21 protein-coding genes and 1 riboswitch are annotated in these 17,211 nt (G+C 40.7%); of the genes, 6 read left to right on the forward strand and 15 right to left on the reverse strand.

The genetic code is table 11. The annotated features are described in order from the left end of the window. Positions 1-200 precede the first annotated feature (200 nt). Positions 201-578 (reverse strand): DUF2237 family protein, encoded by a 378-nt coding sequence (locus PE36_RS02650; RefSeq protein ID WP_006030403.1) that lies wholly within the window; start codon positions 576-578, stop codon positions 201-203. A gap of 235 nt (positions 579-813) precedes the next feature. On the opposite strand from PE36_RS02650, the gene PE36_RS02655 reads away from it, so the two are divergent. Continuing rightward, a complete protein-coding gene (locus tag PE36_RS02655) occupies positions 814-1,452 on the forward strand; it encodes an alpha/beta family hydrolase (protein WP_006030404.1) in 639 nt (212 codons plus the stop codon). Positions 1,453-1,706: 254 nt separating this feature from the next. Next, positions 1,707-2,426: a hypothetical protein gene (locus PE36_RS02660; protein ID WP_006030405.1), complete on the forward strand. Its 720-nt coding sequence runs from the start codon at positions 1,707-1,709 to the stop codon at positions 2,424-2,426. A gap of 82 nt (positions 2,427-2,508) precedes the next feature. Here PE36_RS02660 and PE36_RS02665 read toward each other — a convergent pair whose 3' ends face one another. Continuing rightward, positions 2,509-3,042 (reverse strand): NADPH-dependent FMN reductase, encoded by a 534-nt coding sequence (locus tag PE36_RS02665; protein WP_006030406.1) that lies wholly within the window; start codon positions 3,040-3,042, stop codon positions 2,509-2,511. Positions 3,043-3,154: 112 nt separating this feature from the next. Continuing rightward, the gene (locus tag PE36_RS02670) at positions 3,155-3,619 is read right to left on the reverse strand and encodes an Lrp/AsnC family transcriptional regulator (protein WP_006030407.1); all 465 of its coding nucleotides are present in this window, start codon (positions 3,617-3,619) and stop codon (positions 3,155-3,157) included. Positions 3,620-3,751: 132 nt separating this feature from the next. Here PE36_RS02670 and PE36_RS02675 point away from each other — a divergent pair, with 132 nt between their 5' ends. Then, positions 3,752-4,705 (forward strand): hypothetical protein, encoded by a 954-nt coding sequence (locus PE36_RS02675; RefSeq protein WP_006030408.1) that lies wholly within the window; start codon positions 3,752-3,754, stop codon positions 4,703-4,705. Positions 4,706-4,711: 6 nt separating this feature from the next. On the opposite strand, the gene PE36_RS02680 is transcribed toward PE36_RS02675, so the two are convergent. From PE36_RS02680 to PE36_RS02700, 5 genes are all read right to left on the reverse strand, one after another. Further along, the gene (locus PE36_RS02680) at positions 4,712-5,740 is read right to left on the reverse strand and encodes a ChaN family lipoprotein (protein WP_043993700.1); all 1,029 of its coding nucleotides are present in this window, start codon (positions 5,738-5,740) and stop codon (positions 4,712-4,714) included. A 118-nt stretch (positions 5,741-5,858) separates the two neighbouring features. Further along, the gene (locus PE36_RS02685; protein WP_006030410.1) at positions 5,859-6,734 is read right to left on the reverse strand and encodes a LysR family transcriptional regulator; all 876 of its coding nucleotides are present in this window, start codon (positions 6,732-6,734) and stop codon (positions 5,859-5,861) included. Between the two features lie 5 nt (positions 6,735-6,739). Further along, positions 6,740-7,429: a pseudouridine synthase gene (locus tag PE36_RS02690; RefSeq protein ID WP_006030411.1), complete on the reverse strand. Its 690-nt coding sequence runs from the start codon at positions 7,427-7,429 to the stop codon at positions 6,740-6,742. 135 nt (positions 7,430-7,564) lie between these two features. Next, positions 7,565-8,245, reverse strand: coding sequence for an energy-coupling factor ABC transporter permease (locus tag PE36_RS02695; RefSeq protein WP_006030412.1), 681 nt, complete (start codon positions 8,243-8,245; stop codon positions 7,565-7,567). Between the two features lie 154 nt (positions 8,246-8,399). Then, positions 8,400-8,541, reverse strand: a riboswitch (cobalamin riboswitch). Between the two features lie 196 nt (positions 8,542-8,737). After that, positions 8,738-9,706, reverse strand: a complete 969-nt coding sequence (locus PE36_RS02700; protein WP_232286514.1) for a LysR family transcriptional regulator — start codon at positions 9,704-9,706, stop codon at positions 8,738-8,740. A 9-nt stretch (positions 9,707-9,715) separates the two neighbouring features. On the opposite strand from PE36_RS02700, the gene PE36_RS24955 reads away from it, so the two are divergent. Further along, entirely contained in the window at positions 9,716-10,021 is a 306-nt protein-coding gene (locus tag PE36_RS24955) for a zinc-binding dehydrogenase (protein WP_369751259.1), read from the forward strand. On the opposite strand, the gene yqfB is transcribed toward PE36_RS24955, so the two are convergent. Both yqfB and PE36_RS02710 read right to left on the reverse strand, forming a co-directional pair. Further along, complete coding sequence (gene yqfB, locus PE36_RS02705) at positions 9,906-10,223, reverse strand: N(4)-acetylcytidine aminohydrolase (protein WP_006030415.1); 318 nt, start codon at positions 10,221-10,223, stop codon at positions 9,906-9,908. The two genes, PE36_RS24955 and yqfB, sit on opposite strands and share 116 nt — an antisense overlap. A gap of 146 nt (positions 10,224-10,369) precedes the next feature. Further along, positions 10,370-10,792 (reverse strand): PACE efflux transporter, encoded by a 423-nt coding sequence (locus tag PE36_RS02710; protein ID WP_006030416.1) that lies wholly within the window; start codon positions 10,790-10,792, stop codon positions 10,370-10,372. 533 nt (positions 10,793-11,325) lie between these two features. On the opposite strand from PE36_RS02710, the gene PE36_RS02715 reads away from it, so the two are divergent. Next, positions 11,326-12,264, forward strand: coding sequence for a VirK/YbjX family protein (locus PE36_RS02715; protein WP_006030417.1), 939 nt, complete (start codon positions 11,326-11,328; stop codon positions 12,262-12,264). 35 nt (positions 12,265-12,299) lie between these two features. Here PE36_RS02715 and PE36_RS02720 read toward each other — a convergent pair whose 3' ends face one another. The 5 genes from PE36_RS02720 to PE36_RS02740 form a co-directional block, all read right to left on the reverse strand. Next, entirely contained in the window at positions 12,300-12,821 is a 522-nt protein-coding gene (locus PE36_RS02720) for a GNAT family N-acetyltransferase (RefSeq protein WP_006030418.1), read from the reverse strand. 128 nt (positions 12,822-12,949) lie between these two features. Then, the gene (locus PE36_RS02725; protein WP_232286515.1) at positions 12,950-13,273 is read right to left on the reverse strand and encodes an AzlD domain-containing protein; all 324 of its coding nucleotides are present in this window, start codon (positions 13,271-13,273) and stop codon (positions 12,950-12,952) included. Position 13,274: 1 nt separating this feature from the next. Beyond that, on the reverse strand, positions 13,275-13,991 hold the full coding sequence (locus PE36_RS02730) for an AzlC family ABC transporter permease (protein ID WP_006030420.1): 717 nt from the start codon (positions 13,989-13,991) through the stop codon (positions 13,275-13,277). 44 nt (positions 13,992-14,035) lie between these two features. Beyond that, complete coding sequence (locus tag PE36_RS02735; RefSeq protein ID WP_006030421.1) at positions 14,036-14,881, reverse strand: AraC family transcriptional regulator; 846 nt, start codon at positions 14,879-14,881, stop codon at positions 14,036-14,038. An 86-nt stretch (positions 14,882-14,967) separates the two neighbouring features. Beyond that, positions 14,968-15,843 carry a LysR family transcriptional regulator gene (locus PE36_RS02740; protein WP_006030422.1) on the reverse strand — a complete coding sequence of 292 codons (876 nt, stop codon included), beginning with the start codon at positions 15,841-15,843 and terminating at the stop codon, positions 14,968-14,970. Between the two features lie 152 nt (positions 15,844-15,995). On the opposite strand from PE36_RS02740, the gene PE36_RS02745 reads away from it, so the two are divergent. Continuing rightward, positions 15,996-17,204: an MFS transporter gene (locus tag PE36_RS02745; RefSeq protein WP_006030423.1), complete on the forward strand. Its 1,209-nt coding sequence runs from the start codon at positions 15,996-15,998 to the stop codon at positions 17,202-17,204. Positions 17,205-17,211: the final 7 nt, after the last annotated feature.

The raw sequence follows: 17,211 nt of genomic DNA on the forward strand, positions 1-17,211 counted from the left end.
TTAGTTTCGCGGCTAAATTTGATTACAACAAAAATTAGCACACGACTAAGCAGGGGAAATGACTTTACTACTCTAAATTAGTGGCCATATATACACTCAAAATACCTAATCGGAAATAAAAAGACTGTAAGCGTATGTCAATACACTTACAGTCTCAAAGGCATTTACAGTGAAAATACTAAGGTAATATCCTTAATTGATTAACTCAAATCCATGGTATAGCGTTTAAGTAATTCCATTGGCACGATCTCTAATGCACGTATATGGGTTCTTTTTAAATACACTCTCGGCGCCATCTTATCTTCTAACGCTTGTAACCAGCGCGCGGCACACAAGCACCAACGATCACCCGCTCGCAAACCGTGAAAACCAGATTCTGGCACTGGGGTTGATAAATCATTACCTTTAAAACGAGAGTATTCTAAAAATTCAGCCGACACTTCAATGCACACCGTATGTGAACCCGCATCTTGGCTGCAGGTATTACAGGCACCATCACGATAAAAACCAGTCATAGGATCATCGCCACATAATTCCAACGCTTCGCCAAATACATTGACTGAATCATACATTTCCATTACAAACGCCTTTTATAGTAAGAGTTAGATTACTTAAAATTAAAGTAAAGTTGAAACTTGATAACCCTAGCACTTATTATTTTAACCGTCTATGGTGCTAATTTGATGATGTCATTACGCTGCCATTAGCAATCGCGTAAATAGCCTAGCAATCGTGTAAATAGTCTAACAATCACTTATAATGACCTTTTAATGCGTCCTTGCGCATAGATACTATTCACGGTATAGGAAGATCATGGAACTCATTTATAACGGCCCTGTTGATGGCCCATTATTTGTATTTGCTCACGGTGCTGGCGCGCCTGCGAGTGCTGACTTTATGGAAACCATCGCCAAAGGATTAGCCTTACAGGGAATACGCGTCGCACGTTTCAATTTTCCTTATATGCAGCAACGTGTTGATAATGGTACTCGCCGACCACCAGAGCGTGCGCCGAAACTAATCGCGCAGTACCAACAGCTTATTGCCAGCATTGACCAACCTATGGTGATTGGTGGCAAATCAATGGGTGGACGCATGGCCAGTCTAGTGGCATCCGATCCAACCACAGATGAGTTATCCGTTAATTCAAAAATAAAAGGCATCGCCTGTTTAGGTTTTCCTTTTCATCCCGCCAATAAACCCGAAACATTACGCACCGAGCACTTCCCCTTGATTAAACAAGCGGTTTTTATTGCTCAAGGTGAGCGAGACAAATTAGGGTCCAAAGAAGACGTGGCGAGTTATGGCTTACCAGATAATATTGAATGGCTATGGCTAGAAGATGGCGATCATGATTTAAAACCAAGAGTAAAAAGTGGTTTTACCCATCAAGCACACCTGCAGAAAACCATCATCAGCATGGCCGAGTTCATCAAAAAAGCACTGCTTTAACACGATACTACCGTATCCAACGTTGAGGGGAGAGCATCCCTATCCGACCAAATCAATTCTCAGGTCTCGACATTGACCACAATGCCTGGAAAAAGAAGAAATAAGAAATAGGAGAGATGATTAGCTAACTGAGGAATATTAATCCCCACTTTATTGGCTTCTAAGGTGAAAGTGCTAATGTTAGTTAAATAGGATCGGTGTTTTTATTGCACCTGTGATTTGGCTTTGTTAGTCCTTCATGGCGGTTTAACATTATGATTAAAATAATATACGGTTTAATTGTCTCGGCACTGATGGCACTGCTTATTTCCTGTGGCAGCGATAACATCTCAAGCGAACGAGTACCTAATGGGGTATTTAATGGTGTATTAGCGGGAGAAGATACCGTCGTATTAGTGTGGGACAATACTGCACATGTATTAGCAACGGATGATTCCCAGTTGGAGATTAACTTTACCGTATCAAGATTAAGCTCAACCGGCAATAATTCTGATGTGACCACTAGACACGTCACTGGTCACGGGCGTAAGTATGACAGTAATAACGATACATTCAGTGAGATTACTATTTCAGGTTCATTTACTCATACCGACATGAATACGACCTTTGAGCTGACCATTACAGACGCTAATAATAGTGAAGATAAACTGTTCCTGTTAACCTCCTCGACATCGAATGATAGTGCAAGCTTTGCGCTGTTAGATGGGACTTATTTAATACGGGATATAGGTGGTTTAATGGTCATTGATGATATGGGTATTATCAGCGGCTCCGATAACAATGATTGTGAATATGAAGGTGATGTCGAGATCCCAGATCCAAACATCAACATCTATCAAGTTTTTATGACTGTGCGTAATTGTTCATTGAATGGCCACTATACTGGGTTAGGGACTCTTGATCAGTCGATTGATACTTTTATGTTTAGTATGATTAATACCGAGCGGTTACTTCAATATAACTTGCAACGATAACAGTAATATAGATTACAACAATAACAGCCAATAGTTGATAAAGCCCATTGCTGTAACTAAGGCAATGGGCCCGTAACCGCTATTACTTCAAATGATCCAAATGACTGACAGCGTCTTGCAGTTGCTCATTAAGTTCTGCATGTTTCAATATTTTTTTCTCGCTATCGAAATTGTCATAAAAACTGGGAATAGCCAGGCTAGCTTTAACAACCCCACTAAAATAAGGGGCCGATTGTACTGCGGTCGCTAATACTGACGTACCACCCATCGAACCTGGTGATGTTGATAACAGCACCATGGGTTTGTTTTGAAAAACTTTCGGTTCGATACGCGAGCACCAGTCAAAAATGTTTTTATAAGCCACAGTATAAGAGCCATTATGTTCCGCAAAGGCAATAAGAATGCCGCAACTTCCCGCTATTTTAGCCAAAAAATCTTTAGCCAGTTGTGGATGACCGATCTCTTCTTCTTTATCCTGACCGTACAAAGGTAATTCATAATCATTGAGGTCTAATATTTCAACCTGTACATTTTTCAATAAGCTGGCGCTGTACTCAACCAGTTGCCTGTTAATAGATTTGCTATGATTGGTTGCCGCGAACGCAATAATTTTCATATTTTCCACCTGTATTTTTCACCTGTATGCTCCACAGGAAATAGTGAAACCAAGTTAATTCTGGTACAACAATTGGCAGAGGTCAAAATGAAATACTCAATATGTCCTATCGCTAATCGGGGATAATCGCACAGGTATCGTATTTGACTCGGTTCATCGAAATCTGGGTTTTAAAATTCTTCATATTCGGTTCACTGTATAAGTGACGTAGGCAAAAATCATCATACTGCTGCATATTTTCAACTGTCACCAATAACACAAAATCCACGTCACCCGTGACTTGATAACATTCTCTGACTTCGCTGGCCAAGCGGATATGTTTAATAAAACCATCATTCAGATCTAATCTATCTCGTTCCATTTCCACATTTACAATCATGTGTAAACACGCACCGAGTTTGTCTTGGTTTAGCAATACCACCTGGCTGGCTATAATACCTTCACTTTTTAACTTCTTCACACGCTTAAAACAAGCCGGAGGCGATAAACCAATCAGAGAAGCAAGTTGGAGATTACTCACCGAGGCATCTTGCTGTAACTGGCGCAAAATGGCTTTATCAATCCGATCGAGAAACATAATTAACTTAACCTTGGTAAATAAGAAATATATAGAAACATTTGTACCTGATTATTGAAATAATTTCTAGCAGCTTGCATATAATAGACGCCATAAAACATTAATTAACCTCACAGACATGGAAACAGTCACATGCTAACAAGCTTAAAATCTTTATTTCTCGACGTCGGGCGTGTTTATCTCACACTGCTTAAAGTCATGGTACCCGCGCTTATTATCGTTAAAGTATTAGATATGATTGGCGGTACTGTGTGGTTAGGAAAGCTGTTAGCGCCGCTGATGAGCTTGGTTGGTTTACCCGAAGCGATGGGCTTGGTATGGGCAACTGCTATGCTCACCAATATCTATACGGGAATGGCGGTATTTTTTGATTTAGCTGGCGACAATCCACTCACCGTCGCCCAAGTATCAGTCCTTGGCATCATGATGCTACTCGCACATGCATTACCTATTGAAGGTGCTGTCGCTAAACTATCGGGTATCTCTTGGCGCGTAACCTTACCACTACGCATTGGCGGCGGTTTTATACTGGGTATGATCACCAATCAAGTGTATCTACTGGGAAACTGGCAGCAGCAACCTGCCGAGATCGTTTGGCAACCGACCCCCGCCTCATCAAGTTTGTTTGATTGGGGAATAGCGCAATTAACCATGTTGGCCTCTATCTTTTTTATCATTGCCGCATTGATGATATTACTGCGGTTATTAAAATGGTGTGGTATCGAAAAACTGATCCAAGCCCTGCTATCGCCGTTTTTAAAAGCCTTAACCATAGGTAAAGAAACCACCAATGTCTGTGTGATTGGTTTAGTTTTGGGCTTAAGTTTTGGTGCCGGATTATTAATTGATGAGGCGCGTACAGGTAAAATCAGTAAGCGTGATATTTTCCTCGCGGTATGCTTTTTAGGATTAACCCACAGCATTATTGAAGATACTATTTTGATCTTATTATTAGGTGCTGACTTGATGTCTGTTTTATGGGGGCGTTTGCTGTTTGGTTTTATTGTTATTGCAATATTAGCGCGTTTTATCGAGCAAAAATCTCCTTCCTGCTCGACCAATAAACCAATTGAAAAGGTTTCTTAAACGAGTTTACTCAATACAAGTTAACTTGTCATTACGCTTAGATAAGCCCTTAAATGATGCCATCATGTTGGCTTCTTTCACGAACTTCTTAGGTGGCGTAATCACCTGAAGGCGATAGTCGCTTGATGACGTTGCAGTTGACGTCATCGCGCTATTCACGTTTACAGGCGTAACAATAACCACGTTCAACTCGGGTGCGCGCGCCAAAATACTGGCCGCCGTCCCCAAGCCATTCTCGGTATGGAATTTACCGGCAATATGCATGACTTGTTTATGGGGGTTAGTCGCCAAATAGTTAACAATACTTTCAGCCATGGTTTCATCCCACGTCACTTGCGAAGCAAATTTATGCTCATTTTGGCTTTCATCACCATGATGCATCGACGCCATAAAATGGGTTTTGTACGGTGAGTCTTGGGTATTGATATTCGCCGCTAACCACGTGCGTTCATCCGCAGGTAATTTGTCCACATAGCTAATACCTTCTTTGCCGATACAACGGATGATATTTTTCGGTGCATTGGCAGCGATAATATCTATTTCCTTGGTCTTTGCTAGCTCAACAAGCGGACGATAATCACTGTTATAATTTGGCCAAGTATTCGCTTGTTTTATTAGCGTCCCTTCCCCTATTTCACCCGCTAAGTAAGCATTCACAATCGCTTGTTTATCGCGAGTAAACTGCTCCATTGATAGGGTCACATTGCCGTTAGCCGCAATCATGGCTTGTAATAATTCAGTTTGAAAGCGATGAATACCAGCATGAGTATGCCACTCACCCACCAGCACCACATCGGCATTTTGAATGTCTGCAACAAAGTCTTTTAAGTTAATATCCTGACCCGATGGCGACTGTAAATCATAGTCATAGTAAGTAGTCACTTCCGATGAGATGAACGTTTTATCCACCACTCCCAAGGAGGGATTGATTGTGCAACCAGCAAGTATGGAAACAAGTACGGCACTGATACAACTGCGTTTATAATTTTTGAATACAGGTACTGATGGAGAAGATAGTTGAGAAAAAGTAAACATATAACACCCTAATAATAGCGACCACCAATAGTAATGCATCTCACTTACAATGACAAATGGCGTATTATATCGCCCTTTAAATAATAAGCATTCATACAGGGCTCGATTTAAAATTCGCTTATGACAGCAAACATTGCTTCGTCGCAGCAATAACTGTTTTCACGCGACTCGGTATAAACTTATTTAAGTGCCCCCCAAGATACAAGGTTTCAGCAACAGGTATTGCGAGATGGTGGATCGTCACCTTTTCTGGTGAAGGGAAAGCAGCGACCGCATGTGCAGGCAATACCGTAAAACCAAGTCCCATACTCACAGGTTCTAAGATCAGATTTATCTGATTAGAAAACCCCGTTTTTTTAAACTGATTATAATGTTTAAACTCTGGATAATTAACCCCTAATAGCAAGCTCGAATGGTAAGCACCATCAGGATGATCAATAAAGCCTAATTGCGTTAATACTTGCCAACTTGGATCAACTACATCGGCAGGCGTCACTAACAATAACGCTTCTTCAGCAACTGGTTTCAGGCTCACTTCTGCTAATGTCGATGCGCGAGTCATAAAGCCAATATCAACACTGTGTTCGGCAATGGCTTTTTCTATCGCGGCATTCGGCGCAAAGCGATAATCAATCACCAATTTCGGGTGCTCAGCTTGCAACGTCAGTAAATAACGATATAACTTCAAACCAATACTACCGGGTGACATAACTCTGACCAGACCTTCAAAATCAGGGTCGGTCGTCACTCGTTGCTCGAGCTCAGATAATGAGTTAATGATCTGTTTACCTTCCACGTATAAGCGCTGACCCGCATCAGTGAGGGTGAACTGCTTACCTTCACGGATCAGTAAGTCTTGGCCTAACTGCGTTTCCAATTTTCGGATATGCTGGCTAATACCCGATTGGGTCATGTTGAGGCGATCTGCACTACGGGTAAAATGGCCGACTTCCACTAGCGTACAAAAACTACGAAGTAAAACAGGATTAATCATTACGTTTATGCTCCAAATGAATTTACTTCTCTATCGGTTAAATAACGCCACTGCCCGACTTCAACATCCAACTGTATTGCACCAATTTTTTCACGGTGTAGACTCACAACTCGATTCCCCACAGCCGAAAACATGCGTTTTACCTGATGGAATTTACCTTCAGTGATAGTCAGTAATACTTCTTTCGATGAGACAACCTCTAAGATTGCCGGACGGGTTAATTGCTGTTCGCCTTGTAATTGCACGCCATGGGCAAATTTAGCCACGACATCATCGCCAATAGGGCGCGATAAGCCAACACGATAAACTTTCTGACAATGTTTGGTTGGGGTAATAATATTAAATGACCAACGGCCATCATCTGTCACTAATACTAGTCCGGTAGTATCGGCATCCAATCGTCCGGCAACATGTAATTCTGATGCATTTTCAACATCGATATAATTAAATAATGACGGGTAAGCTTCATCAATATTAGAGCAAATAGTATCCGCAGGTTTGTGCAAGAGGATATAACGGGACGGCCTTGCGGTGAGCACCTCGCCATTAAAACTGATGTGGTTGTTTTCATGTACTTGTGTAGCAACATCTAAAATGACATCGTGATTAACCGATACACAGCCGCCAGTGATCATAGCGGTTGCGTCGACTCGGGTTAACTCGGTACTTTTACAAACAAACTTATCAAGACGCATTAACAGAATTCTATAATCAGATAAAGACCGCTATTATCCGTGTTCTCATGATTAAGTAAAATAATTAATCTGCTTGCCCTCTCTAATATTTATAGAGAGGGCAAGTGATATTAACCGCAATCGGATTTATTATATTTAGCTTGCTGCACTAAACACACGGTTTGCAATGAATGGCGTGTTGGCAAGTTTAGGGAACTGCTTGGCAAGCGCTAATACAGCCAAATCAACGAATGGTTCGACAATAATGACCGTCATGTATGCTAATCCAAAAGAAGAGATAGAGGCGACATTTTCAGCGCCAAAACCTTGGCCATAGAACGCCCAAAAACCAACCCAAGAAACGATACCACCTTGGTAAGCAGTAGACAGTTTAAATGCTTGTGAATAAGACAGGTCTTTATAAGCGGTTTTAGGATCAATGATCTTTTTAGCCAGATAAGACATAACAACTAACGGCATAATTAACGTCGTTACATTCATGCCAAACTGAGGTAAATCAAACGGTGCAAAAAATACGCCCTGAATTAACAAGCCCATAATGAGACCAATGGCAGCAGGCGCAATCCCAAAGATAAGGAGTAATGTCGACCCCATAATGAGATGTACTTCCGATACCCCAACAGCTTCATGTGGCAACACTTCAAAAGACAGAAAGACACAAATAATGGCGAGTAACGACTTGAATAATAAAGACGTCATCCCCTGGTCTTTAATATGTTCCCATGTAAATTTGGCACTTAATCCAATCGCTGCACCAGCAGAAATATAAGACAGTCCAACTTTACTTGCTTCAACCATTCCTGGTTCAATATGCATAACTTTTCCTCGTAATTTAAAATATAATAAAATACGAAAGAACGACGACAGGGGTCAACTATAACTAGCATATGAACAATATAACTAGAATAAGTAAAATATAACTAAAATATGTAGCTAATAACCACTTGCCCAAGCCCTCCGCTTGTTCACGTTATTCTTAAATTCTTAAGGTCGGTCTCCGGACTTATGAATAATAAAACATTCAATTACCGTTGCGGGGGCAGCGTTGGATTCACACCAACTTCCCTGCTGAATTTAAGTAAAAACTCAGCACCAGAAGAACAAGCGAGGAAGCTACACATTTTTTTCATTGCCGTCAATTTAAAGGCGAAAACATAAAACACAGTTAAATCAGAATAAGTATTTGAAAAAAATAAAAAATAAGCATTATAAATTAATTCAACACAGCCATTCAGGCTAAATGGAATGAAAACTAAAAGTATAAAGATTTTTATAATAATTATAAAACCTTAACTCGTTTAAAAATCGCTACAATACCGATTCTAACCGGGGATGTAAGTGCGTCTGTAACACTTCTAATACCTTCTTTCTTAACCATTGTAAGGCCGGATCTCGGTCATTACGTAAATGCCAAGACATTGATACCGGACCAGGTGCTAAGTCAAAAGGTAACTTGCGGACAACTAACCGACCAGCTTTAACACTGTCTAAGATCACCGGTAATGGAATAGTTGTGATCAAGTCCGAGTTCTCCAGTAACTTAGGTAAGTTATAGCAATGATTAACCGTCATCGCGATACGTCGTTCAAGGCCATGTTTGCTTAATATGGTATCAACACCACCGGATGCATCGCCCGACAATGACATCAATAAGTGCTCCGCTTGCGCAAATGTGGTTAAGTCTAAGGTTTGATTGACCAACGGATGTTCGGGCCGCATTACGCAGACAAAATGGTTATCAAACAGCCATTGCGTCTTCACTCTCTCATTACTGCCTTCGTAATAATCGAGCACCATATCAACATCTGCATCCAATAATAATCGTTCACCATTTACAACATAGGGCACGGCATGAATATTGATATCAGGCGCTTGCTCCTCAATCAATTTTCGTAATGGCAGCCAAAATATATCAACCATCCAATCTGTCAGCGCAATACGAAAAGTGCGCTTGATACCACGAATATCAAATACCTGCTGCTGAGTCGCGTTTTTGATCGAATGTAACGGCGCTTCAATATCTCGCCACATCGTTTCGGCAAAAGGAGTTGGCCGTATCCCCCGCCCTTTTTTAACAAATAATGGGTCCTGCCAAACATGGCGCATACGAGAAACAGCATTAGACACAGATGGCTGTGTCATCGATAACCGTTGTGCAGCAAGCGTAATGGATTGCTCTTGCATGATGGCATCAAAAATAACCATCAAATTTAGATCTACATTTGCCATATCATTGTTTTTATTAAGTAACAGATAACAACCAGTGTAATTTAACATATTGACAACATCAATACTCAGTGTTGGTGGGTAACACCGAACGCGACCGATTTGCAAAGCATTGCCACACTCATCGACAATGGCCAGATGAGCGTACACATAGATAGAGTGTTTCCATTAGAAGATGCTAAGCAAGCGCATGCACTCAATGAGTTACAGCGCGCACGTGGAAAAATCGAGCGACAGTTATCGCTTAAGTTCAACCGACAAGCTTATAAGACACCACATATAACTGTTCAATACCCGGGTAAATATCTTGGATCACGTCTTTCAGTACGGCTAATGTCATGTTTTCTTGCTCGGCATGAAAGTTAGACAGCTCAGTAAATAAAATAGGCTCTACAGCGAGGATGGATAGTTGGCAAAACTCACGGCCACCTTCTAACGTAGAAACCGTCACAGTCGAACCCGGGACATAATTATTTTCAGATTCATCACGAATGGTAATGGTTTTTTTACCAGAAAGAATGTCAGTTTCAAAACGTTCGAAAAAGGTCATGGTGGTTGGTTGTGTCATGATGATTTCAACTATAAAGATAAGAGATAGTTATTGTATCAACAGAAAACTGCATTGCGCTAATATTTATGTATAAACGCTATTTAAGGTTGGAAAAGAGTAAACAAAAACGGTGACTACATTTAGCCACCGCTTTATAAATTGGCCTATTGAGCAGTCACCGCAGGCACTGGAAATATCTTGTCATACGCTAAGTTATAGCCATAAGCGTAAAACAAATAGAAAACAACCATACCGATATCAAGCACAAACGCATTCCATAAACTCAGATCTAAGAACCACGCCATAAACGGAATAGTTAAAAACAGTAAACCGCCTTCAAACCCTAAGCTGTGCACAATACGGATCAGGGTGGTTTTCGTCACGGTCCCCATTTTTTTCAACATGTATTTATCAAAACCAATGTTGTAAACATAATTCCAGCCCGTCGCCACAACCGAGAACAATACGCCCATAGCTCCAACATGACCAAGCTCAAAACCTAATTGACTTAATATACCCATGATCGCCACTAAACCAATTATTTCAAATAAAATAGCGTGTCTAATACGGTCTAATCTTGTTCTCATCTGTTGTTCTCCACATCATCAATCTGCATGTCACAACAATTGTCGTAATCATACTTTTATAAATATTTATTATGACGGCTATTCTATAGCTAAAAACCATAACTAAAAGTTAGTTTCCATCTGTTTTTCGGATACATAGAAGGCGTCACGATTAGATGTCCTGACAAAGGCAGGATGGCATTAAAGCACTCAATATTCAACGGACCATGGTTTTCTAAGTTGGAATAACAAGATATTGATGAAAGGAATTTGTATCTAATTCACGATGAGTAATGCCAATAGTATACAACTACCATGATCTGATTGGCATTACCCCAGACCTCTTACAAACGCATACAAAATATTCTTAGTTAAAAATAACTATTTGCTATAAATTTACACAATTGAATAAAGATACCCAAACAAACATAAACCAAGCATGACGGTCTTACTCAAACTCCGAATTGTCACCGATCGGACAGTGCAGAAATATTAAATACAGTACAGTTGAAATACCAACCATTAACGCTCTTTTTACTAGGAATAACAAACTGATGTCTACAACTAACATCTTTGACTTCGCCGATCAGATTTACCCTAATGCAAAAGGGATGAGAAAAATACAAAAGAAAGGGCGCTTCTATTTTTGGGCGGTAACAAACAGTAAAGCTGTCAATGCGATGGTGACTCTTTTTTCCCGTGAAAATTTAAAGCCAATATTAAAAAACACCCCAGAGGTAATAGAAAAGCCGCTAAAACCTTATCTTTGTGTTAACTGGTCAAGTACGGAACGTGTTGAGCACTTAACACAACATTACCAGTTTATTGATGATACTTTTGGGAAACACGCGAGTACTATTGTTTCTGATGATGGTGTGACCATCTTAGCGTTCAAAAGTTTAAGCGAACAAACATATCGAATTCAGCTACATCGAGGCACAAGCCGAGAAGGTGGTATTGGTATTCGTTTAGTTAACGATAAGGACCAAAGTGTCTATGCTTTAGCATGTAATATCTCCGGTACACATACTAAAACAATGCATATTGGTATGTTACAAGGTCCTCGTGATTCAGTAGAAAATCGCCATGCGCTGATTAAAGAATTAACCAAATCACTGCACGGTTTACGCACTAAATCATTATTGGTTGAAATGGCGTTAATGCTGTCCCGTATTTTAGGGATCAGTGAAGTAAAAGCGATTTCTAACAAAGGCCATATTTATCAAGCTATACGTTATATTGGCTCAAAACGAAACTCAGTGACCTTTGATTACGATGGTTTGTGGGACGAGTTTGAAGCGACAAAACTCGACCCATACATGTTTGGCTTGTCAGTGTTTACCCCACGAAAAGATCCGCTAACATTGAAAAAAACCAAACGAAAAATGTACACGAAGCGATACCAATGGCTAGATGACACTGAAGTAGAGATGGCGACAAATTTAGCGCCTTGGCTGGTAAATCCAATAATGCAAAACGAACAAGCAGCCTAAGAACATAATCAACAGCTAGGTACAAGTTCACAACATTAAGCTTGTGAATTTGTATTCAGTTTATAAATGCGATCGGCATATAATATGCCGCCTATGTTATACGCTTGCGGTATCACTTCATTAAGCTTAAATCCACACTTCGCCAATACCTTTTCTGAAGCACTATTACCTTCAGTAACAATACCTTGAAATACCGAGATAAGGTGCACGCGCATTGCCCAATTGATAAGTCCCTGTAATGATTCAGTCGCATAACCCTGACCAAAATATTCCGGTAATAACAGATAACCGACTTCTGCAGATCGGCCATCATAATCGAACCCCGTGATGCCAACCGCCGTATTGGTTTCAACATCGGTGATCAGCAAACACAGCCAAGCACCAGAAGTGACAGACCAGTGAGGTAAACGCGATTCAAATTTAGCGCGAATATCATCGTCACTTGGTTGATCAAAACATTTTTCAATCACACGCGATTCGGTATGTAACCGTAAAAACAACGGCCAATCTTGTGCCGTTATTTGACGCATACTTAAGCGCGAGGTCGTGATCAGCATATTACTTCCTTTACCACATCATGTGATTTAACAGCCTAAACAATTATCGCAGTATCATATATTTCAAATTGTATTTTTACAAAGTAAACCTAAGTAACTATTTTATGAAGTAAATCTAAGCACCGCTTTTATAGAGAGAACCTAAATACCATAAAAGCACACATACCTATAAACACCACAGCTAAGGTATTCTTTATCTTTAAACTTAATAACACAGTCAATACACCTGCATATAAAAACGGACTATTAAAAAACCCGGCCTCACTGCTTTGATGTCCTAAAAATACAATAGGCACCCACATTGCGGTTAATACAGCGGGGGCTGTAAAGCTCAATGCCCGCTTTATTCTCGGACTTAATTCAAATGAAACAACTCGAGATAAAAACAAATACCGACATGAAAACGTAATGCATGCCATCCCACCTAATACTAGCCAAAAATTATCCATCATGTTATTCCTTAATTGGGGTGAAATAGCCCGCTAACATGCCAGTGATAGTTGCAATAATCAGCGCAGAATCAGGGATGTAAATAGATAATACTAAGGCACTAAAGCCACTCACAATGACAGCAATAAGTATGGATATATCTTTGATTGACGGGATCACAATAGCAATAAAGGTCGCCGCTATCGCAAACTCTAGCCCTAAACTTTCCAGATTAGGAATGTATTGCCCCGCTACAATGCCAGCAAACGTTGAGACATTCCAAACGACATAAAATGTAATACCAGCGCTTATCGCATATAACGCCGAGAAGGTCTTATGTTTCTCGATGTAAGCACAAGTGACAGCAAACATTTCATCAGTGAGAAAAAAGGCAATACAACTGCGTGATAAAAAAGATCGCTGCCGAACATGCTCTCTAAATACCGCTGAATATAAAAGATGGCGAGAACTGATCACAAAGGTAGATGAAAAAATAGATGAGATGGCTCCCGCAGCGCCCAAAATAGTAATACTGGCGAGCTGTGCCGCTCCAGCAAAAACCAATAACGACATTAACTGAGCCTGGATCGCGGTAAGTCCTATGTTAATTGCTAGCGAACCGCATAAGATCCCCCACGGTACCGTTGCCAGTGCCAGCGGCATAATATCTATCACCGCACGATTAATTGTTTTCACATCGCTTGTTATAGGGCTGTAAGCGACATCAGTTTCATTTAGCATAAGTAAACTCCTTCAATATTTAGAAGTAGCTTAAAGTTAAAGTGCTAAAGCATCTTGTACAAAACTGCTTGTTTTTGAAATTTACTCGGTGATGTACCCATCGCTTTTTTAAAATGTCGATTGAAATGACTCTGGTCGTGAAAACCACAATCGGCGGCCACTTGCACGGGTTTAACACCGAGCATTAACAATGTTTTAGCCTTCTTTAATCGCATCTGTATCTGATAACTATGCGGGGCAATATAGAACACTTTTTTAAATTGACGGATGAAATGAAACTGACTGAGTCCAGCCATCGCCGCCAGCGTTATTAATGACACATCCTCTTCAGGATACGCATCAAGATATTCTTTCACTAACAATAATCTCTGCTTGCTACCCGATATATCACTAGGTGTGTTTTTCATCGATGAATGGCGCAGGGTCATATGCATCATGATGCTGTATAAGATCGTTTCAATGAGTAACTTTGAGGCATTACTATCGATCTGAGCAAAGAGTAATCTTAATTGCGCTGATAACTGTGGGTCTTTAACCACGGCATGATTAAAATAAGGTGCGTTAAACTGACCATCATAGAGATCATTCGTCATACTCTCAAAATGTGACGGATGCGGATACATCGCCCGATACCGCCAACCGTCTTGTGTCGCCGACTCCCCCGTATGGACATCGTCGGCATTGACGAAAATAATCGAATTTTCATCGGCAATATGGGTACTGCCACTGCGTTCAAACCGTTGTGCGCCTTTATCGATAACACCTATCGTATAACCTTCATGTACGTGTTTAGAAAATGTCTGTTCTTGATAGTCAGCATCGACAATTTCCAACCCGTTAAAGGCATCTACAATTTTGAATTCAGCTTTTTCCTTGCTGATGTGAGGCATCTTCTTACTCATCCTATTAAAGCGTTATTTTATAGTACAATATTGCTCATATTTTTGAAGGTATATTGGCTAAAGTGGCCTTTATATTAATTCACCTGCGCCAGAGTAAATTTAACAAAACGTCGATTAGCCAAAGACAAATACCCATCTTTACGCCACGCAAGTGCCAGATTCAAATAAATAGGCGGATCAAACGGAATTCCTTTAACGTCCGCTTCTTGATCTGTGACTAACTCCAATAATGCGGTAATGGCAAATTCATTCTTCACGATATTAAGGATCATGGTGATCAAGTTTGTTTCAAAGGAATAATTCGCGGTCATATTATTTGCTTTACACAAACCATCAATCACTTCGCGATGAAAATAACCAGCCTTAAACATCACTAATTCATGGGTGAAAAAATCTGCATAAGTCACCGATTCAGCCTCTGCCAAAGCATGATTCTTACCAACAGCAGCCACCATCTGGGGACGAATTAAGCGCTGAACTTGTAAGCTTTCAGGCACATGATCATCGACAATAACCCCGAGATCTAATTCACCAGAGAGTAATTTTTCTTTAATAGTTTGCGTACCAGCTTCGACAATACTCAGGTTTAAATTAGGGTACTTAAACTTAAAGGCCATTAAGATCTCAGGAAAAAAGTACGATCCCATCATCCCCGGAATACCAATTCTGACCTCACCTTGTTCGAGGTCGCGTAAATCGTTTAATGCCATTTCAGCATCCACGATACGAGCCAGAATATCCTTGCTGTGAACCAGTAATACTTCACCTTCTTTGGTGACAACCACGCCTTTGCTGCTGCGGATCAATAACGGCATACCTATTTGCTGTTCAAATTTACGCATGGCAATACTCAGCGCCGATTGGGCAATTCCAAGATGCTCGGCCGCCTTGGTATAACTGCCCTGTGCAACAATCGTGGCAAAATAATGCAGTATTTTAGAATTAAGCATAACTAAAATAGATACCTTCTATGATATTTATATATTTTTCATATTAGCACTACTCCACTACTCTATAAGCATTGTTAGTACCGCATGAGCCTAAAAAAGTAGATCATGCTATTCCCTCAACTATTTACCTTAGTTATCAGCAGGACGGATAAATGATTGCGCTACATTCTCAAGATTATAAAAAAGTAACACTGGGGCTTGGTCTCGGCTCATTTCTGGTGTTTTGCAATTTATATTATTTTCAGCCGCTACTGCCGTATTTCATGGTTAAGTTTAACGCCACTGAATTACAAGTTAACTGGTTATTCTCTAGCACCACCTTAGCCATCGCGATATCCTTACTGCCTTGGGCCATCTTATCTGAAGTGATTGGCCGCCGCCCCATCATGCGCTGCAGCTTAGTGCTTATTCCCTGCATCAATTTTTTAATGTTTATTAGCCCTGATTTACACACGTTAATTTTATTGCGTGCATTACTCGGTATTGCGCTCGCGGGATTCATTGCCGTGGCAGTGGCGTATATGGCAGAAGAGTTCGCGCCACCCGCATTGTTGATCGCAGTGGGCGGTTACATCAGTGCCAATACCTTAGGTGGCATTATTGGTCGGATATATGGCGGAGTGATGACAGATGCGATAGGACTACAGTGGACTATTCTAGCAATGTCGGTGATCAGTGGTATTGCACTATTAATCATATTTCCACTGATATTAAAACAACGCCATTTTACTGCCCAGCAAGGACGATTGCGTACACACGGAAAACAAATCATCAAACATATCAAAACACCCACGCTGTTTTTTGCGATGTTGATTGGTGGGCTCAATTTTTCCGTGTTCATTAATATCTTTTCAGTGATGGGATTTAAGTTATCTGCCGCACCTATCTCCTTACCTGCCAGCTTATTGTCACTGGTATTCCTGTGTTACCTCAGCGGTACATTGTCAGCAAAGTTCAGTGGCCGCTGGCTGCATAACAATTCCTTATTCAGCGGGCTATTACTCGGCATCGGCATTAGTCTGGTCGGGCTCATCATCCTATCACTGCAAACTATGCTCACGATCATTATTGGTTTATTAGTATTAAGCGCAGGGGCATTCTTTATTCATGCTCTCGCTTACAGTCATATTGGCCGCAGTGCAACGCAAGGTAAATCAACTGCAACCGCGCTATACCTAGTGATGTATTATTCGGGTGGTAGTGTCGGGGGCTTTATCCTTATCTACTGCTGGCAAGTCGGTGGATGGTGGACGGTATTAACCGCAACAAGCATCATTCATACTCTCATGGTGGCGTTGGTCTTTGCGCTGAGATTTGTATCTCGTCGCGATACTCCCCCCGTTATCACCACCTTTGCCTAAAAAGCAA

Origin of the sequence: Moritella sp. PE36 (genome assembly GCF_000170855.1) — a bacterium.
In the GTDB taxonomy this organism is placed as follows: Bacteria; Pseudomonadota; Gammaproteobacteria; order Enterobacterales; family Moritellaceae; genus Moritella.